Genomic DNA, 25,580 nt, shown 5'->3' with positions numbered 1-25,580 from the left:
ACATGAGCGCATCATGTCTATCTTAGTGTGGTGGTTGCCCGAACGGGCGCCCCTTGGGTCGCGGGACTTGCCCGCGGCCGTGTGAATTTAGGAGAATTCCCTTGGGAAATGTTCGTAACCTCGCCTTCTGGGTTGTCCTGATGTTGCTGGTACTGGCGCTGTTTAACCTGTTCAGCGGGTCCAGCGGGTCGCTGCAAAACAACGAGGTCAGCTATTCCGAATTCGTCACCTCCGTACAGGATGGTGATGTCCGTAATGTGACATTGGATGGCGAGCAGGTTCGGTTCCGCAAGGCGGATGGCGCCGACTACCTGACGATCAAACCCGGCGATGCCGAGCTGACCCAGCTTTTGATCTCCAACGACATTCCGGTCAAAGCGCGCCCGCAGCAACAGTCCGGTTTCCAGACCTTCCTGATGTCGCTTTTGCCCATCGCGTTGCTGATCGGTGTCTGGATCTACTTCATGAACCGGATGCAGGGTGGCGGCAAAGGTGGTGCCATGGGCTTTGGTAAATCCAAAGCCAAGATGCTGACCGAGAAGCAAGGCCGCGTGACTTTTGACGATGTTGCGGGTATTGATGAGGCCAAGGAAGAGCTTGAAGAGATCGTCGAGTTCCTGCGCAACCCACAGAAATTCTCCCGCCTTGGCGGCAAGATCCCCAAAGGCGCGCTGCTGGTGGGCCCTCCGGGCACTGGTAAAACGCTGCTGGCCCGCGCCATCGCGGGCGAGGCGGGCGTGCCCTTCTTCACCATCTCCGGCTCCGACTTTGTCGAGATGTTCGTCGGTGTCGGTGCCAGCCGCGTGCGCGACATGTTCGAACAGGCCAAGAAAAATGCGCCTTGTATCGTCTTCATCGACGAGATCGACGCCGTAGGTCGCCACCGGGGTGCCGGTTATGGCGGCGGCAACGACGAGCGTGAGCAGACCTTGAACCAGCTTCTGGTCGAGATGGACGGTTTTGAGAGCAACGAAGGTGTGATCATCCTCGCCGCGACCAACCGTCGTGACGTGCTTGACCCCGCGCTGCTGCGTCCGGGCCGTTTTGACCGTCAGGTGACCGTGCCGAACCCCGACATCAAAGGTCGCGAGAAGATCCTCTCGGTCCACGCGCGCAAGACCCCACTGGGGCCGGATGTTGACCTGCGCATCATCGCGCGCGGCACGCCGGGCTTTTCGGGCGCGGACTTGGCGAACCTCGTGAATGAAGCTGCGCTGATGGCTGCCCGTGTCGGTCGCCGTTTCGTCACCATGGTCGATTTCGAACAGGCTAAGGACAAGGTGATGATGGGACCAGAGCGCCGCTCGATGGTGATGACCGCCGAGCAGAAGGAGATGACCGCCTATCACGAAGCCGGTCACGCGCTGGTGGGCATGACGCTGCCGAAATGCGACCCGGTCTACAAGGCCACGATCATCCCGCGCGGCGGCGCGCTTGGCATGGTGATGAGCCTGCCCGAAATTGACCGCCTGAACATGTTCAAGGACGAATGCCACCAGCGCTTGGCCATGGCCATGGCCGGCAAGGCGGCGGAAATCCACAAGTACGGCCCCGATTCCGTATCCAACGGTCCGGCGGGCGACATCCAGCAGGCCAGTGCTCTGGCCCGTGCGATGGTGCTGCAATGGGGCATGTCCGATAAGGTCGGCAACATTGACTATTCCGAAGCCGCGCAGGGCTATCAGGGCAATACCGGTGGTTTCTCAGTCTCGGCCAATACCAAGGAATTGGTTGAGAAAGAGGTCCAGAAATTCATCCAAGACGGCTATGACCGCGCGATGGCGATCATCACCGAGAAAGAAGTCGAGTTTGAGCGTCTGGCCCAAGGTCTGCTGGAATATGAGACCCTCACCGGGGATGAGATCAAACGTGTCATGGATGGTCTACCGCCAGCCGAAGACTCCGATGACGACAACTCCGACGCGGGCAGCGCACCCAGCGTCACCGCGATCCCCAAGGCGAAGGGCAAGAAGACCCCGCCGAAGGATGGCGGAATGGAGCCTGAACCTTCGGTGTGATCCGGCCTGCGACCCTATCAAAAACCCCGCTTCGGCGGGGTTTTTTCGTTTTGGGCTGACCCTTGGGCGATGGTCGAAAATTCCCCTATCGCTTCGCAGCCGCCAGCGCGTTAGACAGGGGTGGAATTCCTAACCTGCCGGGGTCTTATGCGACGCATCCTTTCTGCCCTTGCCATTCTCTTTGCGCTTACCGGCGGCCCGGCTTGGGCCGGTCCGCAGACCTACGCTGTGGCATTGGGCGGGCGTCAGTTGGGCACGTTGCAGTTCAACGGTCAAAGCCGGAACGCGGCGTTTTTGTTGTCTCTCAACAACGCCCCTTTCGGCATCAAGAACGGCAGCTTCAACGCGGTTACCCAGTCTAACGGGAACACGGCCAGCTATCTGGGTGCAAACCGGGGGAGCGAGACGCGCGATATCGCGATTGACCGAACGGCGGGGCGGGTCACTTCGGTTGAAATCACGCCGTCTTCGGAAATGACGGAACTGTCGGATGCCACAGCGGTGCCGCCCGGCGTCCTTTTCCCGCCTGAGCTTTTCGCCGCCCTTGCCACTGGCAATAGCTGCCCCTCTCCGCTGGCGCTCTACGATGGCCGCCGCGTGGTCCAGGTCGTGACTCAAGAGGTCCGTGAGGAAGGCCCTGCCGTGCATTGCGACATGTCTTACCGCGTTGTCATGGGGCCGGGCTATGTCTCTCCCTTTTATCTGAAATCCTTCGGGATGGCGCTTGTTTATACCGCGGGCACCCTCACCAAGGCCTCATTGAGCGGTGGCGGATTTAAGGTGCATTTGATCCGACAGTGAGCCTAGGGTTCAGCAGTCACCCAAACCACCCCGAAGGACCGCATGATGCCCGAGCTACGCAAGACAGACTATGTCGCTGAAATCACCTGGCTGGGCATGGTCCCTCAGGATCGCGAAAACATCCGCTCGGTTGCGATGGAACAGGCGCGTGCGACCTATGCAGGCTTTGAGGGGGATTTCCACGCCGGGCTGACCCGTCCGGCCTGCGTCCGCGTGCGCAACCTGCATCCTAAGGGCACGGAAATTCGCAATACCCGACAGTTGTCTATCCTCTCGGCCGAAGAGATGGCGCAGATTGCCGCCGCCATGAACCTGCCTGAGCTTGACCCGACCCTCCTGGGCGCGTCGATCATCCTCAAAGGCATCCCGGACTTTACCCTCGTCCCGCCCGGATCGCGGCTGCAAAATGCCCATGGAGCCACCTTGGTGGTGGATATCGAAAATGGCCCCTGCAATCTGCCCGCGCGTGAGATCGAGGCCGACGCCCCCGGCCATGGCAAGGCCTTCAAACCCGCCGCGCAGGGCAAACGCGGCGTGACCGCTTGGGTCGAGCGGGAAGGGCCGCTGGCCGTGGGCGACAGGTTGACGCTTTTCGTGCCGAACCAGCCCGTCTGGCCCCACCTCGGCTGACCGCGCGCCGTTTCGCGATGCTTGAGTGTCGGAAACACGGCCCCCCGTCGAGGTCTTGTCGCGCTATGGCTAAGGAATAAAAATCGCCACCAACGGCAACAGGGGATTCTCATGGCTTTCAAAACCGACATTCAAATCGCCCGCGAAGCGGCGAAACGCCCTATCCAAGAGATCGGCGAAAAGCTGGGCATCTCCAGCGACGACCTGCTGCCCTATGGCCATGACAAGGCAAAGGTGAGCCAGACGTTCATCGATTCCGTCCAACACCGGGCGAACGGCAAGCTGATCCTCGTCACCGCGATCAACCCCACGCCAGCGGGAGAGGGCAAGACCACCACCACCGTTGGGCTTGGTGATGGGTTGAACCGGATCGGAAAAAAGGCGGCGGTCTGCATCCGCGAAGCCTCCCTCGGGCCGAACTTTGGGATGAAGGGCGGGGCAGCAGGTGGCGGCTATGCCCAGATCGTGCCGATGGAAGAGATGAACCTGCATTTCACTGGCGACTTTCATGCCATCACCAGCGCTCATAACCTGCTGGCGGCGATGATCGACAACCACATCTACTGGGGCAACGAGCTTGAGATCGACACCCGCCGGGTCGTATGGCGGCGCGTGGTCGACATGAACGACCGCGCCCTGCGCCAGATCACCGCATCCTTGGGCGGCGTGCCCAACGGTTTCCCGCGCGAGACGGGGTTCGACATCACCGTCGCCTCCGAGGTCATGGCGATCCTCTGCTTATCCAAGAACCTCAGCGATCTGCAAGAGCGCCTTGGCGCGATGATCGTGGCCTACCGCCGCGACCGCAGCCCGGTCTATGCCCGCGACCTCAAGGCGGATGGGGCCATGACGGTGCTTTTGAAAGACGCGATGCAGCCGAACCTTGTGCAGACGCTGGAGAACAACCCGGCCTTCGTGCATGGCGGCCCATTTGCCAATATCGCGCACGGTTGTAACTCGGTCATCGCCACGACCACGGCGCTGAAACTGGCGGACTACGTGGTGACAGAGGCGGGCTTTGGTGCCGATCTTGGGGCCGAAAAATTCATGAACATCAAATGCCGCAAGGCGGGGCTTGCGCCATCGGTTGTCGTGGTGGTGGCCACGGTGCGGGCGATGAAGATGAACGGCGGCGTGGCGAAAGCGGACCTCGGAGCGGAAAATGTAGAGGCGGTGCAAAAGGGCTGCGCCAACCTTGGCCGCCATATCGAGAACGTAAAATCCTTTGGCGTGCCCGTGGTCGTGGCGATCAACCATTTCGTCACCGACACCGACGCCGAAGTCGCCACGGTCAAAGATTATGTCGCGGCCCAAGGGGCCGAGGCGATCCTGTCGCGCCATTGGGAATTGGGGTCAGAAGGCTCTGCCGATCTTGCCACCCGCGTGGCCGAGATTGCCGACGGGGATCACGCGAACTTTGCCCCGCTCTATGCCGACGAGATGCCCCTGTTCGAAAAGATCGAGACCATCGCCAAACGCATCTACCGCGCGGACGAGGTGCTGGCCGATCAGAAAGTGCGCAACCAGTTGAAAGACTGGGAGGAACAGGGCTACGGCGACCTGCCTGTCTGCATGGCCAAGACCCAGTACAGTTTCTCGACCGATCCCGATCTGCGCGGCGCGCCCACAGGCTTCAGCGTGCCAATCCGCGAGGTGCGGCTCTCGGCGGGGGCGGGTTTCGTCGTCGTGATCTGCGGAGAGATCATGACCATGCCGGGCCTGCCTCGGGTGCCTTCTGCGGAGGCAATCAAGCTCAACGCCGACGGTGATGTCGAGGGATTGTTCTAAGGCGGGTTGCATTGCCACGCCGTCGCGGTGATGTAGGGCGTGTTCAACCTGCAGCGAGCGAAAGTGAGACGGATATGGCAGCGACAATCATCGACGGCAAAGCCTTTGCGGCAACGGTGCGTGACAAGGTGGCGGCCCATGTCGACCGACTGAAGACGGATCACGGCGTCACCCCCGGCCTCGCCGTGGTGCTGGTCGGCGAAGACCCGGCAAGCCAAGTCTATGTCCGCTCCAAGGGCAAGATGACCCGCGAGGTCGGCATGAAATCAGTCGAACACAAGCTGCCCGCGACCGTCGATCAGGACGACCTGCTCAAGCTGATCGACGACCTGAACAACGACCCCGAGATCCACGGCATCCTCGTGCAACTGCCGCTGCCGGATCATCTGGACGAAACCCGCGTGGTCAATGCCGTCTCGCCCGCCAAGGACGTGGACGGTTTCCACATCTCCAACGTAGGGCTGCTGGGCACGGGGCAGCCAAGCATGGTGCCCTGCACCCCGCTTGGCTGCCTGATGATGCTGCGGGACCACCATGGGGAACTGTCGGGGATGAACGCGGTGGTTATCGGCCGCTCCAACATCGTCGGCAAACCGATGGCGCAGTTGCTCTTGGGGGATAGCTGCACCGTGACCATCGCGCACAGCCGCACCCGCGATTTGCCAGAAGTGGTGCGCCGCGCCGATATCGTTGTCGCCGCCGTTGGCCGCCCCGAGATGGTGCCTGGCGATTGGATTAAAGAGGGTGCCACGGTGATCGACGTGGGCATCAACCGGATTGAGACTGGCGAAAAGCCCAAACTGGTCGGCGACGTGGATTTCGACAGTGCCAGCCAACGCGCCGGGGCCATCACACCCGTGCCGGGCGGCGTCGGGCCAATGACCATCGCTTGCCTGCTGGCCAATACGGTCACCGCCTGCTGCCGCGCCAACGGGTTGGAAGAACCCGAAGGGCTGACCGCCTAAGCGGCAGGCACAGGCACGATGGTGCCCTGCAGGATGGCGATGAGCTTGGCCGCGCCATCCGTTTCCGCATACACCTCTGCCGTGACCACACAAAGCCGCCGGCCCGGTTTCACAACCCGGCCCGCGGCAATCAGCCGATCCCCGCGGGCGGGGGCCAGCAGGTTGATCTTGATCTCCGAAGTCACAACATCAACCTCAGGCGGCAGCATGCTTAGCGCCGCATAGCCCGCCGCCGAATCGCCGATGGAAAATGTCAGCCCCGCATGGCCAAAACCCTGCTGCTGCATTGCGCCGGGCAGGACCGGTGCCGTGACCCGGACCAAACCGGGCTGCACGTCGATGATCTCGGCGCCCAAGGTCTGCATCATGGTCTGCTTAGCAAAGCTCTCCCGCACCCGGCGTTCAATCTGATCATCCATTATCGCATCTTTCCAGGCATGGGGATCGCCACTGGTTGCGGCCCCGTTAGCACCGCGCGGGCCTCCGGCCCCATCAAATCACAAAGCACCCGCGACTGGCTGCGCAGCCCGCCGGTGTAGGTGCCATATGCAGGCAGGATCAGCCGCTTGCTGTCAAACAGAAAGGCCGGACGCGAGATGCTGCGACCCCGCGCACGGATCGATGCCTTAGGATGATAATGCCCCGACACCTCGCCCCGGCCCTCGCTCGCGGCGATATGCCGAAAGGTCAGCGGGCCGAGCGCTATCTCTCCCAAATGCGTGCCGCCCAAGCCTACGGGGCCGGGATCATGATTGCCCTCAATCCAATCCCACCGCCGCCCGGCTTGGAGGCCCAGTATCCACAATCGCTCTTCCTCCGGCAGCGCCTGCGCCGCGCCAAGGTCGTCGAAACTATCGCCCAGGCAGATCACATGCCGCGCCTGCGTAAAGGACAGATCCGCTGCCAGACGGTTCAACGTATCGCGGGTCTCATAAGGCGGCAATGCCGACCCGCCGCGCCGCGCGATCCTTTCCGACTTGCCCAAATGAAGGTCGCTCACGCAAAGCAAATCTCTTTCGCGCCACCAAAGCGCGCCAGAACCAAGCGCAGTCAGCCCCGCCCCCGCGAATGAAAACTCAAGTCCGTTCATCCTTTGTTCATCTGAGATCGCTGCTGATTTGGCAAGGGGTCAAACGCGATTGTCAGAAGACCGGAAACGGCAGCGCAGCGGTATTTAAGAAAGGATGAAAGGTAGAAAACGCGCCCCGCAGCCGGGCGTTAACCTGACCGGAGACGCGCCTTCATCCTTTGCGGTCATCGGCTCCTCAGCCTGTACCGCGGGATCAAGATGCGCGGCGTGGGTTAAAGAACCCTTAATATCTTCATCCTTTTTCAAATACCTTGCAGAACCTCTCCGCCTGCGACACCTCGGTGTTCAACGCCCATCTCGCCAAGGCGGCTGATCCGAGGGCGGCGGGGTGAGCTGCGCGAGGCCGGAGGCTTCCATCAGTCTTTCGGCTTCTTCCGCCAGCATGCGTTCCTGTCCAGCGCCTTCGACAGGCACACGGCCCATTTCCAGAAACAGCGGTGCAGCGAGCGGGCTTACGCGAGTCAGTTTGCGGTGGGTGATGCGCCCGGCGATGCGGTCCAGCATCTCTTCGATCCTGCCAAAATCCACCAAACCACTCAGGGCTTCTTCGCGGGTGATGTCGAGCATCAGATGATCCGGCTCATAACGCTGCAACGTGTCGTAGAGGATATCGCTGGAGAAGGTTGTCTGTCGCCCGGATTTGCGTGCTTGGGGGCTGTTGCGTTCGATCAGCCCCGCGATGGTCGCCGCGGCCCGGAAGGTGCGTTTCATCACCGCATTGCCCGCAAGCCAACTGTCGAGACCCTCGTGCAGCACGCTGGGGTCGAGCAGCGGCGCGGGGTCGTCGACGGGGGAGAGGCCCCAGATGAGCGTGGCATAGTCTGTCGCTACGAAGCCCAAGGGGCGCAGGCCGAGGTCTTCCATGCGTTTGGTCAGGAGAAGGCCCAGCGTTTGCTGACCGTTGCGGCCGGCAAAACCGTAGAAGACCGTTTGTTCGGCAAAGTCATGGGGGAAGCTTTCGACCAGCAGCGTGCCGGGTTGTGGCAATTGGCTGACCTCACGTTGCAAAGTCAGCCATTCGGCGGTGTGGCGCGGCAGTTCGGGCCAACTGTCTTGGGTGAACATCTGTTGCACGCGGGCCGAAAGCTGGGTGGAGGTGGCGAATTTCGTGCCTCCGAAGGTGGCCACCTTGGGCTTCTTTGCGGCGTTGCGGCTGACTTCGACAACGGTTTCGCGCAGCCCTTCGTAGCGTACGATTTGGCCGCCGATCAGAAAGGTGTCGCCTTTGGTGAGCGTTGCGGCAAAGCCTTCTTCGATCTCGCCCAGCGGTTTGCCCCCGCGGTTGCGTTTCATGCGGACCTTCAGCTTATCGGTATCTTGGATCGTGCCGATGTTCATGCGGATGCGCTGGGCGGCGCGCGGGTCACGCAGTTGCCACTGGCCGTCGGGGCGTTGCAGCAGGCGTTGCCAGCGGTCGTAGGCGCGCAGGGCGTAGCCGCCGGTGGCACAGAAGTCGAGGCAGGCGTCGAAGTCGGCGCGGGACAGGGCGGCGTAGGCCCCGGCGGAACGGATCTGTGCGAAGAGGTCGTCAGCGTCGAAGGGGCCTGCGCAGGCGGCGATGAGAATATGTTGGCACAGTACATCGCGCGGGCCGGGGCCGCGCGGGTCGCCGTCGAGCGCGCCTTCGAGGACAGCCTCCAGCGCGGCCACGCATTCGACCACCTCAAAGCGGTTAGCAGGCACCAAAAGCGCCTTGGAGGGCGCGTTGTAGCGGTGGTTGGCGCGGCCGATGCGTTGGACCAGCCGTTTTACGTTTTTGGGGGCGCCGATCTGGATGATGAGGTCCACGTCGCCCCAGTCGATGCCGAGATCCAGCGTGCCGGTGCAAACGATGGCGCGCAAATCGCCGCGCACCATGGCGGCTTCGACCTTTTCGCGTTGGGCGCGATCCAAGCTCCCGTGGTGGATGGCGATCGGCAGGGCGTCTTCATTGGCGAGCCAGAGGTTGTGAAAGAAAATCTCGGCCTGCGCGCGGGTGTTGTGAAAGATCAGCGTCGTCTTGTGTTGGCGCACTTGCTCAAGCACCGCTGGAATTGAATAGGCAGCACCGCCCCCGGCCCAAGGCGGGGCTTCCTCGGTGTGCAGCATCTGGATGTCGGGGGCGGGGCCCGGATCGGCGAGCAGCACTTCGCAAGGGTCGGGGTGGCGGGCCATGAGGTGGGCGATGGCCGAAGGGTCTTCGACCGTGGCCGAGAGGCCCACCCGTTTGAGGCCGGGGCAGAGGGCTTGAAGACGGGTCAGCGCCAGCATCAACTGGTCGCCGCGTTTGCTTTCGGCAAGGGCGTGGATTTCATCGATCACCACCCGCTTGAGCCCGCGAAAGGTGCGGGCCGCGTCCTCGTAGGAAGTCAGCAGAGCGAGGCTTTCCGGCGTGGTCAGCAGGATATGCGGCGGGTCGGCGCGCTGGCGGCGGCGGCGCGATTGCGAGGTGTCGCCGGTGCGGTCTTCGATACGGATGGGCAGGCCCATTTCCTCAACCGGGCGGGTCAGGTTGCGTTTGATATCCGCCGCCAGCGCTTTGAGCGGCGAGATATAAAGCGTGTGCATCCCTTCGTGCTCTTGCTCTGCCAGATCAACGAGGGTGGGCAGGAAACCCGCCAGCGTTTTACCGCCGCCTGTGGGGGCGATGAGCAGTAGGGCGGGGGCATCGGCACGGTCCAGCATATCTTGCTGGTGCGGGTGCAGGGACCAGCTGTTCTGGGCGAACCAATCGGCGAATTTGGGGGGTAGGGCGCGCATGCACCCAATGTAGTATCGGCAGGCCGTGGGGCCAGCGGCTGGGGCTATTTAACGATCACCTCATCGCGAACGAACATATTGGCCCAAGCGCGGTCCACCAGATCGGGGTTCATTTGATAGGGGATGCCTTCGAAATCGCAAATGGCGATCATCTGGTCGATCAGGAAGTTCGGCTGATAGTTCGCATAGACGTTGTCGATGATTGGGTACTTCACCTTGAGCAGATGGACCAGCGTCGCCTCGTCCAGCGGCATGCCGCGTTTGCGGGCGACCATGGCAAAGATCTTGAGGAAGTTCTCTTGGTCGGGCCCGTCGATTTTGATCTTGAAGAAGATACGCCGCAGGGCCGCTTGGTCAAAAATCTCATTCGGGTGGAAGTTGGTGGAGAAGATCACCAGCGTGTCGAAGGGCACCTCGAATTTTTCACCTGATTGCAGGGCGAGGATGTCTTTGCTTTCCTCAAGTGGCACGATCCAGCGGTTGATGATGCTTTGCGGTGGCTCTTGCTGACGGCCAAGGTCGTCGACGATGAAAATACCGCCCGTGGCCTTGAGTTGCAGCGGGGCCTGATAGGTCCGCGCCGTGGGGTTGTACACCAGATCAAGCATGTCGAGCGTCAGCTCCCCGCCGGTGATGACCGTCGGGCGTTCGCAGCAGACATAGCGAGCGTCATAACGGGTGATGCGGCGCAGGGAGGTAGGGTCTTGGACCTCCGCCTCGGCGGAGGAATGCACGATCGGATCATAGACGGTGATGACTTGGCCCGCGTATTCAATGGCACGGGGGACATAGACCTTATCACCAAGCGCGTCGCGTATGCCGTTGGAAATGCTCGACTTCCCGTTTCCCGGCGGGCCGTACATCAGGATCGACCGCCCGGCAGAGACGGCAGGGCCGAGGTGGTCCAGCAGGCTGTCGGGCAGCACCAGATGGCCCATGGCTCCGGTGAGCTGATCGCGGGTGATCTGCAGGTTCCGCACGGATTGGCGTTTGACCTGCTCGCGATAAACCTCAAGCGGGACGGGCATGGCGCCGAAATATTCCGATTGCGCCAGCGCGTCGAGCGCGCGCGCTTTGCCAGCATCGGTCAGTTGATAGCCCATCTCATTGCCGCTGGTGGCGCTGAGCGTGCCTGTCGCCTCTAGCAGGCGCTGGCCGCGGGCTTGGTCGACCATTTCTTGCGTGACTTGGGTCGGTAGGCAGAGCGCTTGGGCCAGATCGCTGACCACCTCGACGTTCTTGCGGAAGATCGTCTTCAGAAGGATGTCGCGCATCATCACGATGGGCAGTTTCATATCCTCCAACCGCTTGGGGGGCGGCGGGGCAAGCACTGTGCTGGTCGGGGCGTTCATCAACAGGTTCCTTGAAAGGGCAGGCGGCGGCGCTCGGTCAGACTGCAGGGTAAATCCTGAATATGGCGTGAATGTGGACAATCTATCGCGAAGAAAGAGATTGTACCGGCTAAGTCCGCGTTCAGACCCCGTAGCGCGCCCCTAGAATGAGATAGAGCCCCAGCGTGGTCCCAAGGGCGAGGCCCATGGGGAATTTCTTGGTTTCCTGCCAGCTTTGCCAATCGGGGGCGAGGCGGCGCAGGGGGGTGTATTTCACCCCGCGATGCGTGGCAGCGGCGGCCAGAAGGGTGGCCATAAAAAGCATCATCAACAGGCGCAGATCACCCATGGCAATGAAGGGCGCGGCAGCAGCGGCGAATTTGGCGTCTCCGGCCCCCATAACACCAGCGGCGTTCAGCACGATGCCAACGACCAAGACAATCCCGAGGCTCAGCAAGCGCCAGAGGTAGATCTCAAACGGCAGCAGAAACAGACCCAACACCACGAAGATCGCGGTGAGCACCAAGACCGCCTGATTGGTGATGCGCATCTGCTTCATGTCGGTGAAAGCGACATAGAGGCAGATCGGCAGGACGAAGGGCAGAAACCACAGGGCTGCCGTGGCAGAAATCGCCATGGCTCAGCCGTTTTCCAACGCGCGCAAAGACCGGACGGCGGCTTCGAAGTGCTGGGGATGGGTGTCAATCGCTTCGCGCAGCAGGCCCTTGCCGGTTTCCACATCGCCGCGTTTGATCGCCGACAGGGCCATAGTGTGCAAAAGCTGGGCGCGTTCGGACTGCTCCATCGGCATGACGGGCAGGGTGTAATCGCGCTGTGCGGCGCGGGCCATGATGAGGTTGTTCTTGGCGGTGAAAAGCGTGTTGTCCTGACGGATCGCCTCACCGAACAAACGCTCGGCTTCGGGGTAATCGCCACGGGTCAGTTTGGAGTAGCCCCAGTTGTTCATCACGGCGGCAGGGGTCGTGGTCAGCCCAACGGCGATTTCATAGAAACTGTCGGCGCGGCTCCACTGTTCTTTGCTGTCGGCGACCATGGCTTCGAGCCGGTAGCGGGCGAATGTCTCATGGGTGGGGGGGATGCTGTTGAGGACCGTCTCGGCCCGCGCCCAGTTGCCCGAGCGGATCAGCGCATCGGCCAATTGCACGCTGTCTTCGGGCGTGGCGCCCTTCATTTTGGTGACTTTATCCCATTCGCCCACGGCTTCGGTGGTGCGTTTGGCCCGCACGAGCGATGCGGCAAGCCCGCGCTGGTGGTCGATCCGGTCGGGGCTTTCCTTGACGGAACGTGCAAAGTAACTCACCGCCTCATTGGGGTCGGCCACGGTGAGCATCACGTCGGAGAGGTTGGTTTCATCCACCACATTGACGTCCTTGAAGGCCCGCTCAACGGTGGCGTTCGCATCTTTTTCACCGCAGCCAGCAAGGGCGGTGACGCCTGCCATGCAGACGGCCAGAATGATTGGATGGCGCATTTTGCGTCCTTTTACTGCTCTGCCGGATCATGGTGTCGGACGGATCAGGTAATCCCCGCTGCCGCGCCGCACCAATTTGTAATTATCTTCATTGACTTCTGTTATAACAGATTTTTCCGTTTTTGCGAGCGCCAAGCGCAGATTGTCCCGGATTGCGTCACTTTCGCCATTATCGAGGGCATAGGCTTTGCGAAAAATCTGCTCGGCCTCGGCAGTCTGGCCGCTTTCCATCAGCACAACGCCAAGGTTGTTCCAGACTTCTGGCTCGGCGGCGTCCTTCTCAACTGCGCGGCGCAGCAGGGTTTCGGCCTGACCCAAACGCCCCAGCCCGAGGTTGGCACTGCCCAAAGCCGAGAGGACTTCCCCCGTTAGCCCGTGATCCAGCGCGGCGCGGTTGAAGGATTTGATGGCCAGTTCATACTGTCCCGCCGCGATAAGCCTGTGGCCCACTTCGATGCCGTCGACAGCCTCTGCGCGCGGGTTCACGCCGGGGGCATAGAGGCTTTCGGGCTTCTGATCCCCGCGCAACGCGGAAAAGCCGCCTGTTGAACAGGCGGCCAGAGCAAGGCCCAAGATCGGCCCGATGAAAACGGCGCGGGCGAGGCTGCGCCGAATTTTCTCCGTCATTAATTCCCCATCTGACCCAATTTCGAAATGCCATGTGCCGAGGGGCCGACCAGAATGATCAACAGCGGCGGTACGGTAAGGCCCATAGTGGCAAGGGTCATCTTGGTTGGCAACTTGTTTGCCGCTTCCTCGGCCCGCATCACACGTTTGTCGCGCATCTCTTCGGCATAGACGCGCAGGGCGTCTGCGATGGATGTACCAAAGGCCGCCGATTGGATCAGCACGGTCACGAAAGAGGAGACATCCTGCACGCCGCAACGCTCGCCCATGTCGTGGAGCACCGACACCTTGTCCTTGCCGGCCTTCATCTCATAGGCGACCATCTCGAACTCTTCGGACAGGGCCCGGTAGGAGGCGCGCAGTTCACGGGCGACGCGGACGATACATTGATCCAGCGATTGCCCCGCCTCGACGCAGACCAGCATCATATCCAGCGCGTCGGGAAAACCGCGGGTAATCTCTTCTTTGCGGGAATCGACACGGCGTTTGACCCAGTATTTGGGCAGGTAATACCCAATAGCACCGGGGCCGATGGCCCACATCATGGTCTGCTGCGTGGTCATCCCTTCGCCGCCGCCCAAGACATTGGTGTAGATCAGGCCGCCCACCAGCCCGAGCATCCCAAGGGCAAACTGCGCGAAGTAATAAAGCCGCACCGCATCGCGCGAGCGATAACCGGCCTGGCGCAGCATCAATTGTTTGGCGCTGAGTTCGGCCACGTCTTCGGGTTCAAGAAACTTGGCGAATTTCTGCAACTGCGCGTTCTGGTCGGACTGGCGCAGTTTCTCGCGCGCATTGTCGCCCCTAGGGGCCGTGCTGGTGCGTTTGAGCTTGGTCAGCGGGTCTTCGGGCTGGCGCAGCATCAGCACAAGCGTAATCGCCACCAAGGTGACGCCCAAAGTACCGACGATGATGATCAGGCCCATCGGCCCCAAGGCTTGGTTGATCTGATCGTTAAGCTGATTGAGAAATTCCATCATCGGCCTCTCAGACTTTGATATTTGTAAGGATGCGCATCACAAACAGGTTCAGCACAAGGAAGATGCCCACAAGGAAACAGGCAGGAATGAAGTAGGGGTGATCGCGCACTTCGTCGTAGTAATGCGGATCGCCAAGGTTGATCACCACCAGCGCGGCCAGCGGGAAGCCCGAGAGGAACTTGCCCGACCATTTCGCCTCGGCCGTGATCGCTTTGACACGGCGGAACAGACGGAAGCGGGCGCGGATCACCTTGGCCAGACCGGCGAGGATCTCGGCCAGGTTGCCGCCCGATTGCTGCTGAATGGTCACCGCCACGGCCAGAAAGCGCAAATCCTGCATGTCGAGCCGTTCGGCCATATCCTTGAGCGCCTCGCCCAGATCACGGCCATAGGCGGCTTCATCCGCGATCACCCCGAATTCGGAGGCGAGCGGGTCTTGGATTTCCTTCGACACGATCGAGATCGCGTTGGAGAACGGGTGGCCCACCCGCAGGCTGCGGACCATCAGCTCAACCGCATCGGGAAGCTGCTCTTCGATCATCGCCATGCGTTTGCCCGCTTTATGGGACACCCAAAAGAACACCGCGCCGACGCCCATGCCGACGGACATCATGGCGCGCACCGGCACCGATGTATCGGTGCCGATGGTCAGCCCCAGAAAGGCCAAGACGGCCAAACCGGCCATAATCATCAAAAGTTGCTGCGGCGTGAAGGCAATCGCGGCCTTCTGCGCACGTTCTGACAGCAGAGAATAGAGCGGGATCGACTTGGCGTTCATATGCTGCTGCATTTCCTTGCGCAGCTTGTCGAGCACCTCTTCGCGGCGGGCCCCTTTCTCCAGCATCTCCAACCGGCGGTTCACGCGGCTGTTAAGGCTGATGGATTTGCCGAATGCGACAAGGTACAGCCCTTCGACCAGCACCAAGACGCCGATGAAGATCAGACCATAGATGATTGGTTCGGCACTCATTGCATCAATCCTTACTGGGCCGCCACAGGTTCGTAGATGGAGGCGGGCAGGTCATAGCCCCACATGCGGAACCGCTCGGAGAAGTGGCTGCGCACGCCGGTGGCGGTGAAATGGCCGATGATCTTGTTCTCAGGCGTCAGGCCCACGCGCTGGAACCGGAAAATCTCCTGCATCGAGATCACCTCGCCTTCCATGCCCGTGATCTCGGTGATCGAGGTCATCCGGCGCGAGCCATCTTGCAAGCGGCTGGCCTGCACGATCAGGTTCACAGCCGAGGAAATCTGGCTGCGCATCGCCTTGAGCGGCATTTCAATCCCGGCCATGGCGATCATGTTTTCCAACCGGCTGACGCCATCGCGGGCCGAGTTGGCGTGGATCGTGGTCATGGAGCCGTCGTGGCCGGTGTTCATCGCCTGCAGCATGTCGATCACCTCCTCGCCGCGCGTCTCGCCGACGATGATCCGGTCTGGACGCATCCGAAGGGCGTTTTTCAGACAGTCGCGGGGAGAGACTTCGCCCTTGCCTTCGACGTTGGGCGGGCGGCTTTCCATCCGGCCCACATGGGTCTGCTGGAGCTGGAGTTCGGCGGTGTCTTCGATGGTCAAGATGCGCTCATCATTGGCAATGAACGACGACAGCGCGTTGAGCGTGGTGGTTTTACCCGAACCCGTACCGCCCGAAACGATGATGTTCAGACGGGTCGCCACGGCGGCCTGCAAATAGGCGGCCATCTCTTCCGAGAAAGCCCCGAAATTCACCAGATCGTCGATGCCCAGCTTGTCTTTCTTGAACTTACGAATGGATACCAAGGAGCCGTCCACCGCGACGGGGGGCACCATGGCGTTGAAACGCGAGCCGTCTTTCAGGCGCGCGTCGACGTAGGGGTTGCTTTCATCCACACGACGGCCCACGGCCGAGACGATCTTGTCGATGATCCGCAGCAGGTGCTTTTCATCCTTGAACGTCACGTCGGTCAACTGCAGTTTGCCATCTCGCTCGACGAAAATCTGCTGCGGGCCGTTCACCAGAATATCGTTGACCGTGTCGTCTTTCAGCAGCGTCTCCAACGGGCCAAGGCCGGTCACCTCGTCATAGAGTTCGGAGTTCAGCGTCATGCGGTCTTCGCGGTTAAGCACGATGCTCTTTTCCGAGAGAACCTCGACGGCGATATCGTTGATTTCCTGCCGCAAATCGGCCTCAGAGGCATGCTCCAGCGCGGCGAGGTTGAGGTTGTCCAACAGGGCGCGGTGCAGTTCGAGCTTGATCTCACTCATCCGCTGCTTGCGCTTGACCTCGCGATCCTCAGGTGATGCGGCGGCGGGTTTGACCGCCCGGCGCATCGAAACCGGTTTGGCCGCCTCAACAGGGGCAGCAGTCGCGGTGGCCGGGGCCGCGGGGGCAGGCTCGACCTTTTTGACAGGCTTGGCCTCTCGGACCGGGGCAGCGGCTTTCGCGGTCGCAGAGGCTGGTTTTTTGTATTTGGAGAACATCGGTACGCTCTTTCGCTAGGGGCTTAGGCCGCTTTGGCCTGCTCGCCCTTGAGATCGTGGATGGAGCTTGCCAGCTTGGCGATTTCGCGCCGCAGGGGGCTTTTCGGGGCGGAGTTAGCCAGCGGCAGCCCATGGTCATTGGCCTGCGTCACCGCTTTGCCGCCATCGGGCAGCTGCACGTCAATTGAGATGCTGAGCGATTCGGCCATCCGTTTCACCCGGCTTTTGGCGCTGAGATCGGTGAATTTGGGCGCGCGGTTCATCACATAGCGCAGCTTTTCGAAGGGCAGTTCCTCGGATTGCAGCGCCCGTTTGAAACGCAGGGCGTTCTGGGCCGAGCGCATGTCGAGTTCCAGCATCGCAAAGTAGATATGCGCGCTGGTCAGCACGGTCTCGGACCACTGCACCAGCGTCGAAGGCATGTCGACGATCACATAGTCGAACTGGTTGCGGGCCATGTTGAGGATACGGTCAATGTCTTCGTTGGTCACGATATCGAGCGGCAGCATCTCCGCCGGGGCGGTCAGCACATGCAGCTTGTCCTCGAAGGTTTGCAACGCTTGGCCAAAGATTTCCTCGTCCATGGTTTCCGTGTCGGACATCATCTCATAGACGGCTTCGCGCCGTTGCAGATCAAGGAAGGTCGCGACAGAGCCGTATTGCAGGTCGAAATCCAGCAGGCAGACCGAGGGCGGATTTTTCTTGTCTGCATTGGCCAGTTCCCACGCAAGATTCACGGCAAGGGTCGTGGCCCCGGTGCCACCGGCCAGCCCATGCACCACGATCAGGGCGCCATCTTTTTGCGCGCCGGCCTTCAGTTGCGGGGCGCTGGCCTCGGCTGCGGGGGCAGGGGGCGCGTTCTCTCCGGCGCGGACGCGGGCGATGGCCTGGGCCAACTCGCCTTCGGGCAGCGGATAGGGAACGAATTCATCCGCACCCTGACGCAGCAGCGAATGCAGCGCGGCGGGGGTCATGTCTTCGGCAATCAGAATCACCCGGATGTCGCGAGCTTTGGCCTGCGTGATGATCTCAGTCATCAAAACGAGGTTGTCTTCGTCGTCCTCATCCATGGCGAGGGCGACAAATTCCATCGCCTCAGCCTCGGGCTGGCCAAAGAATGCCAGCGCTTCGGCGAATCCCAGATCACCCCAGCTTTCGCCCAGAGTGGCCTCCATGTCTTCGATCAAGAGGTCGAAGTTCTGTACATCACGGCTGATTGTGCAGGCAACGATCGGCGCTGCTTCGGGTTGGGGCATAGTGCTGCTCATGACCTTTTGTCCTTTACATCAACGGTTTGGCCGGAGGGCGGCGATATTCTGTCGCCGCGATCGCTCTGACCTCTGCCTCATGCGCGGCCCTTGAGCCGGGCACATTTATCCTTCTGTATCGAATATCACCCCCAACTGGGGCGAGATTGGGGCCAAAAAGCCTCTATTGTTGGGTATCTTGAAACGATCTGCCCATTCACGCCCGATTGACCATGGACGGGCTGGGACGAAAAACCCCCGCAGCCCGAAGGTGCGGGGGGATATTCTTTTGTCGAAAGAAGGGCTTGCCCTACTCTCCGCCACCACCTGCGACGGTGGCACTGGCGCTCAGTTGCGAGGGGGGCACGGCGCTGGCCACATACTCGCGGTAAATGATCTGCGCATATTTGCCATCCAGCAACATCGGGTGGCCGTGCACAAAGCCGCTGACTTCGGTCACGGTGCGGCGATTGCGGCGCTCGCGGCCTTGGGTCACGATCAGGGGCTGCGTTTCACCAAAGGAAACAACGGCTTCCAGTCGGCTGGGGCTGATTCCCAAGGTCGAGAGATAGCGCACCACAGCCTGCGCGCGGCGCAGCCCGAGGGCGCGGTTATAGGACTGCGAGCCGACCAGATCGGTGTGGCCATAGACGCGGAAGCGCATCTCGGGGAATTGGCGAATCCACCCGGCCTGCTGGCGCAGGATCGCCTGCGCATTGGCGTCCAACCGGTCGGAGTTAAAGGCGAAAGTCACGGTAGAGCGGACTTCGCTGGCAAAGCGATTCGCCAGATCAAAGGTTACACGCTTTTCGCCTGTCATGACCTGCCGGTTGTGCAGCGTGGCATTACCGAACTGGCCCGTGTCCACGATCGACCCTGCCTCGCGGTAGAACTGTGTATAGACCGGATCATTGCTGGGAGAGCAGGCGGTGAGCCCGGCGAGGGCCGCGGTGCCAGCGATCAACGTGATATGTCTGCGTGTCATCGGATCAATCCAGTACGTAACCGTAGGAGCCGCGGAAGTCCTGTTTGGCGACCTCGCCCGCAGCACCCCGGCTCGGGGTGCGGGTGCCGTCCGCTGTGCGCCCGTGCAAGAACAGGTCTTTTTCAGAGGGTGGCTTGATGCGGTCCGTGGGCAGGGCCAGCGCTTCGCCGCGGGTCGGGGTGACCAGATGGGCGGTGACGATGATGACCAGTTCTGTCTGGCTGCGCTGGTAATCCGCCGAACGGAACAGCGCGCCCAGTACCGGCACATCGCCGATCCACGGCAGTTGCCGCGTGCTGTCGGTGAAATCATCGGTCAGAAGGCCCGCGATGGCAAAACTCTCACCGTCGCGCATCTCGACCGTGGTCGAGGTTTCGCGGCGGGTGAAGGCGGAAATCTCAATGCCGTTGCCCAAAGCGATGCTGTTGCTGGCATCAATGGCGGACACGGCGGCGTTCATTTCAAGGTTGATGATATCCTTGTCCACGACGCGCGGGATAAAGGCGAGCTCTACGCCGAAGGGTTTGAACTCCACGGCGATGGTGTCACCGGTCTGGGCCACGGGGACGGGATATTCACCCCCGGCGAGGAACTTGGCCTCTTGCCCCGAAAGCGCCACGAGGTTCGGCTCGGCCAAAAACCGCACGACGCCTTTTTCTTCCAGTGCTTCCAACAGGATGCCCACTTGGGTCGAGCCTGCGTTGAAGCCGAAAAGCACCGCGCCCGCGTTCTGGTTCGACCCAGGGATCGAGCCGCCAAGCGAGGTCGCGACCCCGCCCGAAGTATTCGTGCTGCCGGTGCCCGCACTGAAATCGGACCCGCCATTGATGGCCAGCGAAGAGCCGAGCGATTTCGACACGTTGCGCTGCATCTCTGCAAAGCGGACCTTCATCATGACCTGCTGAATGCCGCCGACGCTCATCAGATTGCTGACCCGCTCGGGCGCATAGCGTTCGGCCAGATCAAGCGCGCGTTGCAGCCGCTGCGTCGACGAAACGATGCCCGAGAGCACGATGCCGTCATTGGCGGTGCGCACTTCGATCTTCTCACCCGGTAGGATTTGGCGCAGACGTTCTTTGAATTCAGACACATCCGCTGCGACGCGGACATCGACATTGGTAATCAACTGCCCCCCGGCGTCTAGCAGCGTCAACGTGGTCAGACCCGGAGATTTGCCCAGCACATAGATCGTGCGGTCAGACAAAGATGAGATATCCGCGATGCCGGGGTTGGCAATGCTAAGCTCCGCGAATGGGATGTCGCTTTCCACCACCACAGCGCGGTTCATCGGAACGTCGAGGCTGGAATTGGTGCCGCGTTTCACGACGCGCAGCGTGTCGGCGCCAGCTGAACTGGGCAGGGTCAATGCCATCGGCATCGCGCCCAGTGTCAGCCCCAGCAGGGCCGCTTTTAGAAATCTATCGATTTTCATGTGACCTGCCTTTTTGATCACGCCTCGGGATGGGTCTTTTCGCCCTCGTTTGGCAGCACTCTGCGGCAATTCAAATTTTATTGCAAGAATCAAGCTCTTCGGGGGTGCTGTGCATGTGGGCTATTCGCAACATAACAGAGAATGGAAAAGACGCCGCAGGGGGACTGCGGCGTCTTTTTTAGCTTAGCAAGAGGTTGTTATCGGATCAATTTGTGCAGGGGATCGGCAGTTCGACCACTTCGGCCCCGCGGCGGGTGCGGATCGTGCAGACCTTTTCTTTGGCGACCTCTGCGATGGTTTCCTGCGCTTCGATGCCCAGAAGCGAGCGCTGGTCGACTTCAATGGCCTCGGCCACGGTGTCGTCATTCGTACCGACCAGAGCAAGGGACAGACGGCCAGTTGATTGCGCTTGGGCAAGGGCGGCGACCTGTTGAGGGTTCACGGCCACGGTCACGGTCTTGGCGATTGAGGCTTCGCCCATCACCAGCGCATCTGCGCTTTGGTCGATGGCGATCAGCTGCACGGCCGATTCGATCAGTTTGGTTACATCGCCGTTGCTGGATTGGTTGCCCACGTTCACGCGGCCTGTCCAATAGACATCCACCCGGTCGCCGGGGCGCAGGAAGCCCGACACGCCGCTGGAAACATCGACTTTAAGAGCAAAGGCGCGCATGCCGCGTGCCAGACGCGAGGTCAGACCGGAATCTTCGCCCGGCTCGGTCACCTTCACGGCCATGATCGCTTCATCTTTCTCGATGTTGCGCAGCACGATGCGTTGATCTTTGGTGTTTTCCGGAAACAGCACGGTTTCCTCAAAGAATGTGCCCTCGGGGATGGCATTCTCGGGCCATTTGACGGCGCGCACATCTTCGCGGGTGAGGGGCTGACCGTATTTCAGGGGCTTGTCGGCCACCCAAACGGTTTTGGTCGGCACCACTTGCGCCAGCGCAGCTTGGGCCTGCGCGTTCGCGGTTTGATACTGTGAAATCCGGTCTTTCGCCAGATAAACGGCCCCGCCGGCAAGCGCTATGCCCACCAAAAGAACCAATCCAAATACGGCTCGCATGTCGTCACCTCTTTGCTATGGGAGCGAGTCTCGGCCCGCTTTGATCACCTCGGCAGATTAGCCGCCGAATATGGCGAGATTTGGTCGCCACGGCGGCGATGCGATGAAGCTTGCCGTGGTGCGTTTGTGCGGCGCCGTTGTCTTAAGCGGTCAGCTGGACCCGGATGTATTCGACAAGCCCGTCAAGGCTGTCTGAAAATACGCTCAGCACCAAGATCGCCAGACCCACCAGCGCGGCGGTCAGGACAACCCAATCAACGCTGACGGCGCCGTTTTGGTCACAGAAGAATTTCTTGAAATGGCTGCGCATACGTACCCTATGAATAGATGTGCTTTACCTTGGCATTGAAAAAGGACCGCGCCCCAAGAGGGAGGCGGTCCTAAATCTTCGTAGAACCTATCGGTTTCGCTCGGGCGTAGACTTAGGTGCCGGAAGCAGCGGGTGTCCGCGTTGCCGAAACGCCATCAATGGCGGTACCAATTTCGGTGGTCAGGTCTGCTGTGTTGTCACCGATTGTGTTGAAGGCAACCACGGCCAGGCCAACGATCGCAGCGGTCAGAACGACCCAGTCAACTGTCACAGCACCGTCTTCGTCTTTGCGGAAGTTTTTGATAAAGTTCATCATGTCATGTCCCTCCAAGGATCACTGAATAAAAGGTCTCAACCTCGCCGTCCGGTTTGCCTCGTTCTCTCATTGAGGCTGTCCGACTTGGTATGACCCTATATAGCCGTCAGATTGGGGCGCGAATTTGGCAGCAACTGCGCCTTTTTCAGACCGTTCTCATTTTTCTTGCAAAAACTTATTAACCCGTTGTTTAGTCTAGGTTTATTTGTTCTACTGCAGCTTCCTGCTGCGCTTTCCCGTCGTCTGAGAGGGTAATTGCGGCGAAATCGCCATGATCCCCGCCTCAAACGCTGGCCCGATTCCACGATTCGTGAGATATTGCCGAACAAAGGCGCGTCAGACGCAAGGTAGAGCAGGCATGTATCGTATATTGGCATTCTCGCTGGTCACGGCCCTTATGGCCCCTGCCGTTGTGGCAGAGGGCCCGAAACCCTTTCCTGAGTTTTCCGCCAAACGGGTCGGCCCGCCCAAGACGGGAGCGAAACGTATCACAGTGCAAATTGACCCAGCCGCACGCGCAGCTGCCGCGGCAAAGGTCGACACAGGCCCCGCCGTGGCCGCCACGCCAAGCGGCGCGATTGCGCCTTTGAAGGCGGGGCAGTTCGATTGGTTCTGGGATAAGGTCTCTCCCGCAGCAGACCGCGGCGGGGCGGGGCGGTTGGCGCCTGCGATGGCGGCGCTTTCAGCGGGCAAGGTGCCCGCGCCGCGCCTGCAGCACCTGCAAGATATCGCGCGCAGCAATGGGGTGGACATCCTGCGCGCCACGGTCGGCACGAATGTCTCTCCGGCGCTCGTGCTTGCGGTGATCAGCGTGGAATCGGCGGGACGTACCGATGCGGTAAGTCGGGCCGGGGCGGCTGGACTGATGCAATTGATGCCCGATACCGCTGCCCGCTTTGGCGTGGGCGACAGTATGGTCGCAGCTGAGAATATCTCAGGCGGGGTCAAATACCTTAATTGGCTGATGGGTGAGTTCGACCGCGATCCGATTCTCGTACTGGCGGGCTATAACGCGGGGGAGGGGTCGGTGCGCAAACATGCGGGCGTGCCGCCTTTTGCTGAGACGCGCGATTATGTGCCCAAGGTGTTGGCCGCTTTTCAAGTCGCGCAGGGGCTTTGCCTGACACCGCCGGAACTGATCAGCGATGGCTGCGTCTTTGCCGCGATGAACTGATCGCGAAAGCCGTGCCCCCGGCGGATGCCGCCGAGGGGGGCCGCCGGGGCGGTTGTTAAACGATGGTCGCTTGGGTCGCGGCGCGCAGCTCGTCCTCGGTCACGCCATCGGCGCATTCGACGATCTTCAGACCGCCGTCGACCACGTCGAGCACGCCAAGGTTGGTGATGATCCGGTCGACCACGCCTTTGCCGGTCAGCGGCAGGGTGCATTCTTTCAGCACCTTCGACTCGCCCGCTTTGTTCTGATGGTCCATCACCACGATGACCCGTTTGACGCCGGCGACAAGGTCCATCGCGCCGCCCATGCCTTTGACCAGCTTGCCGGGGATCATCCAGTTCGCCAGATCGCCGTTCTCGGCCACCTCCATGGCACCGAGGATCGCCGCCGCGATCTTGCCGCCGCGGATCATGCCAAAGGACATGGCGCTGTCGAAATAGGCCGTGCGGCTGAGCTCGGTGATGGTCTGTTTGCCAGCGTTGATAAGGTCGGGGTCTTCTTCGCCCTCAAAAGGGAAGGGGCCCATGCCCAGCATGCCGTTCTCGGATTGAAGGGTAATGTCTTTGTCGCCGACGTAGTTCGCCACCAGCGTCGGAATCCCGATGCCGAGGTTCACATACATGCCGTCTTCGAGTTCCTCTGCAGCCCGCGCCGCCATTTGATCTCTATCCCAAGGCATTATGCTTCCTCCCGCTGGCGTGTCGTGACCTTTTCGATGCGCTTTTCGTGATCGCCTTGGATGATGCGATGCACGTAGATGCCCGGCAGGTGGATTTTATCGGGGTCGAGGCTGCCACGCGGGACGATCTCTTCGACCTCGACGATGCAAACCTTACCGCACATGGCCGCTGGCGGGTTGAAGTTGCGCGCGGTCTTGCGGAACACAAGGTTGCCAGTGTCGTCGGCTTTCCATGCCTTCACGATAGACAGATCGGCAAAGATGCCCTCTTCGAGGATGTAATCCTCGCCCCGGAATTGTTTGACCTCTTTGCCCTCGGCGATCTGGGTCCCGACGCCGGTCTTGGTATAGAAACCCGGGATGCCCGCACCGCCCGCGCGCATGCGCTCGGCCAAGGTGCCTTGGGGGTTGAACTCCAACTCCAACTCACCGGAGAGGTACTGGCGCATGAACTCGGCGTTTTCGCCCACGTAGGAAGAGATCATCTTCTTCACCTGCCGCGATTGCAGCAGAATGCCGATGCCGAAATCATCGACGCCCGCGTTGTTCGACGCAAAGGTGAGGTCTTTGGCCCCGTTTTCCTTGATCGCCTGCAACAGCAATTCCGGAATGCCACAAAGGCCAAAGCCCCCCGCGGCGATCAGCATGCCATCCGACAGAACGCCTTCCAGCGCTTCGGCGGCGGATCCATAGATTTTGTTCACGGGCGACCTCCCTCTGGTTTCGTTGCGCCATATGTGACCCTGCGTCGTCGCAGTGTCAATTACGTGGTGCTACGCAGCGAGGCCGCCCAGAAGGGTCAGATGATACGCACTTGCGTGCCGACGGGGCACATGCCGAAAAGCTCTTCGATCTTCTCGTTGTAGAGACCGATACAGCCGTCCGAGGAGCGACGCCCGATCTTGCGGGTGTCATGGGTGCCGTGAATGATATAGGCAGGCCAGCTGAGATACATCGCGTGGGTGCCGAGCGGGTTATCGGGGCCCGGCGGCATATATTTGTAATGCGGGAAGCGTTCCATCATCGACGCGGTGGGGGTCCAATCGGGGCCCTCTTTCTTGCGCACGATCTCGGTGTAGCCGCGTTTGGTCAGCTCTTCGGTGGCGGGCACGGAGGTCGGGTAAACCTTGTAGGTCTGGCCGTCGGCGCTCCAATAATGCAGGGCGCGGCTGATGGTGTCGGCCACGATCGCGCCTTTGCCAAGACTGTCAAAGTGGTCCTGCCAACGCTGCGTGGCAAAGCTCGACGCATTGCGCGAAACAGGGGCTTCGTTGGAAAACTCGCGGGCCGCTTGGCCGAATTCCTGCGCGCGCAGGATCTGCGGGGTCATCAGCGCCGCACCGCTCGCGGCGATCACGCCACGTCGGGTGAATTTAATGCCTGACATCTATCTGCCTTTCATATTGGTCTTGCCGCCTCCCCTGATCTGAAAATCGAAGGGAGATGGCAA

Annotated in this window: 25 protein-coding genes; 6 read left to right on the top strand and 19 right to left on the bottom strand. The window is 61.0% G+C overall.

Annotated elements, in window-relative coordinates; translation table 11 throughout:
• Window positions 1-101 precede the first annotated feature (101 nt).
• From ftsH to folD, 5 genes are all read left to right on the top strand, one after another.
• Window positions 102-2,018 carry an ATP-dependent zinc metalloprotease FtsH gene (gene ftsH / locus O4H31_RS13810; protein WP_269346686.1) on the top strand — a complete coding sequence of 639 codons (1,917 nt, stop codon included), beginning with the start codon at window positions 102-104 and terminating at the stop codon, window positions 2,016-2,018.
• A 147-nt stretch (window positions 2,019-2,165) separates the two neighbouring features.
• Window positions 2,166-2,819: a hypothetical protein gene (locus O4H31_RS13805; RefSeq protein ID WP_269346683.1), complete on the top strand. Its 654-nt coding sequence runs from the start codon at window positions 2,166-2,168 to the stop codon at window positions 2,817-2,819.
• 45 nt (window positions 2,820-2,864) lie between these two features.
• Window positions 2,865-3,449, top strand: a complete 585-nt coding sequence (locus O4H31_RS13800) for an MOSC domain-containing protein (RefSeq protein ID WP_269346682.1) — start codon at window positions 2,865-2,867, stop codon at window positions 3,447-3,449.
• Window positions 3,450-3,560: 111 nt separating this feature from the next.
• Window positions 3,561-5,237, top strand: a complete 1,677-nt coding sequence (locus tag O4H31_RS13795) for a formate--tetrahydrofolate ligase (RefSeq protein ID WP_269346679.1) — start codon at window positions 3,561-3,563, stop codon at window positions 5,235-5,237.
• 74 nt (window positions 5,238-5,311) lie between these two features.
• Entirely contained in the window at window positions 5,312-6,202 is an 891-nt protein-coding gene (gene folD / locus O4H31_RS13790; protein WP_269346678.1) for a bifunctional methylenetetrahydrofolate dehydrogenase/methenyltetrahydrofolate cyclohydrolase FolD, read from the top strand.
• On the opposite strand, the gene O4H31_RS13785 is transcribed toward folD, so the two are convergent.
• The 16 genes from O4H31_RS13785 to O4H31_RS13710 form a co-directional block, all read right to left on the bottom strand.
• Window positions 6,199-6,621 carry a PaaI family thioesterase gene (locus tag O4H31_RS13785; protein ID WP_269346677.1) on the bottom strand — a complete coding sequence of 141 codons (423 nt, stop codon included), beginning with the start codon at window positions 6,619-6,621 and terminating at the stop codon, window positions 6,199-6,201. The two genes, folD and O4H31_RS13785, sit on opposite strands and share 4 nt — an antisense overlap.
• Window positions 6,621-7,292 (bottom strand): ligase-associated DNA damage response endonuclease PdeM, encoded by a 672-nt coding sequence (gene pdeM / locus O4H31_RS13780; protein WP_269346676.1) that lies wholly within the window; start codon window positions 7,290-7,292, stop codon window positions 6,621-6,623. The genes O4H31_RS13785 and pdeM overlap by 1 nt, the downstream gene beginning before the upstream one ends.
• 285 nt (window positions 7,293-7,577) lie before the next feature.
• Complete coding sequence (locus tag O4H31_RS13775; RefSeq protein WP_269346674.1) at window positions 7,578-10,031, bottom strand: ligase-associated DNA damage response DEXH box helicase; 2,454 nt, start codon at window positions 10,029-10,031, stop codon at window positions 7,578-7,580.
• Between the two features lie 44 nt (window positions 10,032-10,075).
• Window positions 10,076-11,383, bottom strand: a complete 1,308-nt coding sequence (locus tag O4H31_RS13770) for an ATPase (protein WP_269346671.1) — start codon at window positions 11,381-11,383, stop codon at window positions 10,076-10,078.
• A gap of 121 nt (window positions 11,384-11,504) precedes the next feature.
• Window positions 11,505-11,999, bottom strand: coding sequence for a prepilin peptidase (locus O4H31_RS13765; RefSeq protein ID WP_269346669.1), 495 nt, complete (start codon window positions 11,997-11,999; stop codon window positions 11,505-11,507).
• A gap of 3 nt (window positions 12,000-12,002) precedes the next feature.
• Window positions 12,003-12,854: a tetratricopeptide repeat protein gene (locus O4H31_RS13760; protein ID WP_259945755.1), complete on the bottom strand. Its 852-nt coding sequence runs from the start codon at window positions 12,852-12,854 to the stop codon at window positions 12,003-12,005.
• 27 nt (window positions 12,855-12,881) lie between these two features.
• Complete coding sequence (locus tag O4H31_RS13755) at window positions 12,882-13,481, bottom strand: tetratricopeptide repeat protein (RefSeq protein WP_201722006.1); 600 nt, start codon at window positions 13,479-13,481, stop codon at window positions 12,882-12,884.
• Window positions 13,481-14,458: a type II secretion system F family protein gene (locus O4H31_RS13750; protein ID WP_269346666.1), complete on the bottom strand. Its 978-nt coding sequence runs from the start codon at window positions 14,456-14,458 to the stop codon at window positions 13,481-13,483. The genes O4H31_RS13755 and O4H31_RS13750 overlap by 1 nt, the downstream gene beginning before the upstream one ends.
• A 10-nt stretch (window positions 14,459-14,468) precedes the next feature.
• Window positions 14,469-15,431, bottom strand: coding sequence for a type II secretion system F family protein (locus O4H31_RS13745; protein WP_067621969.1), 963 nt, complete (start codon window positions 15,429-15,431; stop codon window positions 14,469-14,471).
• 11 nt (window positions 15,432-15,442) lie between these two features.
• Window positions 15,443-16,921 (bottom strand): CpaF family protein, encoded by a 1,479-nt coding sequence (locus O4H31_RS13740; protein ID WP_269346663.1) that lies wholly within the window; start codon window positions 16,919-16,921, stop codon window positions 15,443-15,445.
• A 23-nt stretch (window positions 16,922-16,944) separates the two neighbouring features.
• Window positions 16,945-18,189, bottom strand: coding sequence for an AAA family ATPase (locus tag O4H31_RS13735; RefSeq protein ID WP_269346661.1), 1,245 nt, complete (start codon window positions 18,187-18,189; stop codon window positions 16,945-16,947).
• A gap of 289 nt (window positions 18,190-18,478) precedes the next feature.
• The gene (locus tag O4H31_RS13730; protein WP_269346659.1) at window positions 18,479-19,153 is read right to left on the bottom strand and encodes an OmpA family protein; all 675 of its coding nucleotides are present in this window, start codon (window positions 19,151-19,153) and stop codon (window positions 18,479-18,481) included.
• A gap of 4 nt (window positions 19,154-19,157) precedes the next feature.
• Window positions 19,158-20,585, bottom strand: a complete 1,428-nt coding sequence (locus O4H31_RS13725) for a type II and III secretion system protein family protein (protein ID WP_067940469.1) — start codon at window positions 20,583-20,585, stop codon at window positions 19,158-19,160.
• A gap of 205 nt (window positions 20,586-20,790) precedes the next feature.
• Window positions 20,791-21,651 carry a Flp pilus assembly protein CpaB gene (gene cpaB, locus O4H31_RS13720; RefSeq protein WP_067621983.1) on the bottom strand — a complete coding sequence of 287 codons (861 nt, stop codon included), beginning with the start codon at window positions 21,649-21,651 and terminating at the stop codon, window positions 20,791-20,793.
• Between the two features lie 142 nt (window positions 21,652-21,793).
• Complete coding sequence (locus O4H31_RS13715) at window positions 21,794-21,961, bottom strand: hypothetical protein (RefSeq protein WP_201722008.1); 168 nt, start codon at window positions 21,959-21,961, stop codon at window positions 21,794-21,796.
• Window positions 21,962-22,073: 112 nt separating this feature from the next.
• Entirely contained in the window at window positions 22,074-22,277 is a 204-nt protein-coding gene (locus tag O4H31_RS13710) for a Flp family type IVb pilin (RefSeq protein WP_259945735.1), read from the bottom strand.
• Window positions 22,278-22,635: 358 nt separating this feature from the next.
• On the opposite strand from O4H31_RS13710, the gene O4H31_RS13705 reads away from it, so the two are divergent.
• A complete protein-coding gene (locus O4H31_RS13705; protein ID WP_269346655.1) occupies window positions 22,636-23,451 on the top strand; it encodes a lytic transglycosylase domain-containing protein in 816 nt (271 codons plus the stop codon).
• 55 nt (window positions 23,452-23,506) lie between these two features.
• On the opposite strand, the gene O4H31_RS13700 is transcribed toward O4H31_RS13705, so the two are convergent.
• The 3 genes from O4H31_RS13700 to O4H31_RS13690 form a co-directional block, all read right to left on the bottom strand.
• Window positions 23,507-24,130 (bottom strand): CoA transferase subunit B, encoded by a 624-nt coding sequence (locus O4H31_RS13700; protein ID WP_269346654.1) that lies wholly within the window; start codon window positions 24,128-24,130, stop codon window positions 23,507-23,509.
• Window positions 24,130-24,834: a CoA transferase subunit A gene (locus O4H31_RS13695; RefSeq protein ID WP_269346653.1), complete on the bottom strand. Its 705-nt coding sequence runs from the start codon at window positions 24,832-24,834 to the stop codon at window positions 24,130-24,132. Before O4H31_RS13695 ends, O4H31_RS13700 begins: the two co-directional genes overlap by 1 nt.
• Before the next feature lie 95 nt (window positions 24,835-24,929).
• On the bottom strand, window positions 24,930-25,517 hold the full coding sequence (locus O4H31_RS13690) for a L,D-transpeptidase (RefSeq protein ID WP_067622006.1): 588 nt from the start codon (window positions 25,515-25,517) through the stop codon (window positions 24,930-24,932).
• Window positions 25,518-25,580: the final 63 nt, after the last annotated feature.

Source organism: Sulfitobacter dubius (assembly GCF_027214245.1).
GTDB lineage: Bacteria > Pseudomonadota > Alphaproteobacteria > Rhodobacterales > Rhodobacteraceae > Sulfitobacter > Sulfitobacter dubius_A.
Note: the sequence above shows the minus strand (reverse complement) of the source record. Positions and strands in the feature narration are given on the sequence as shown.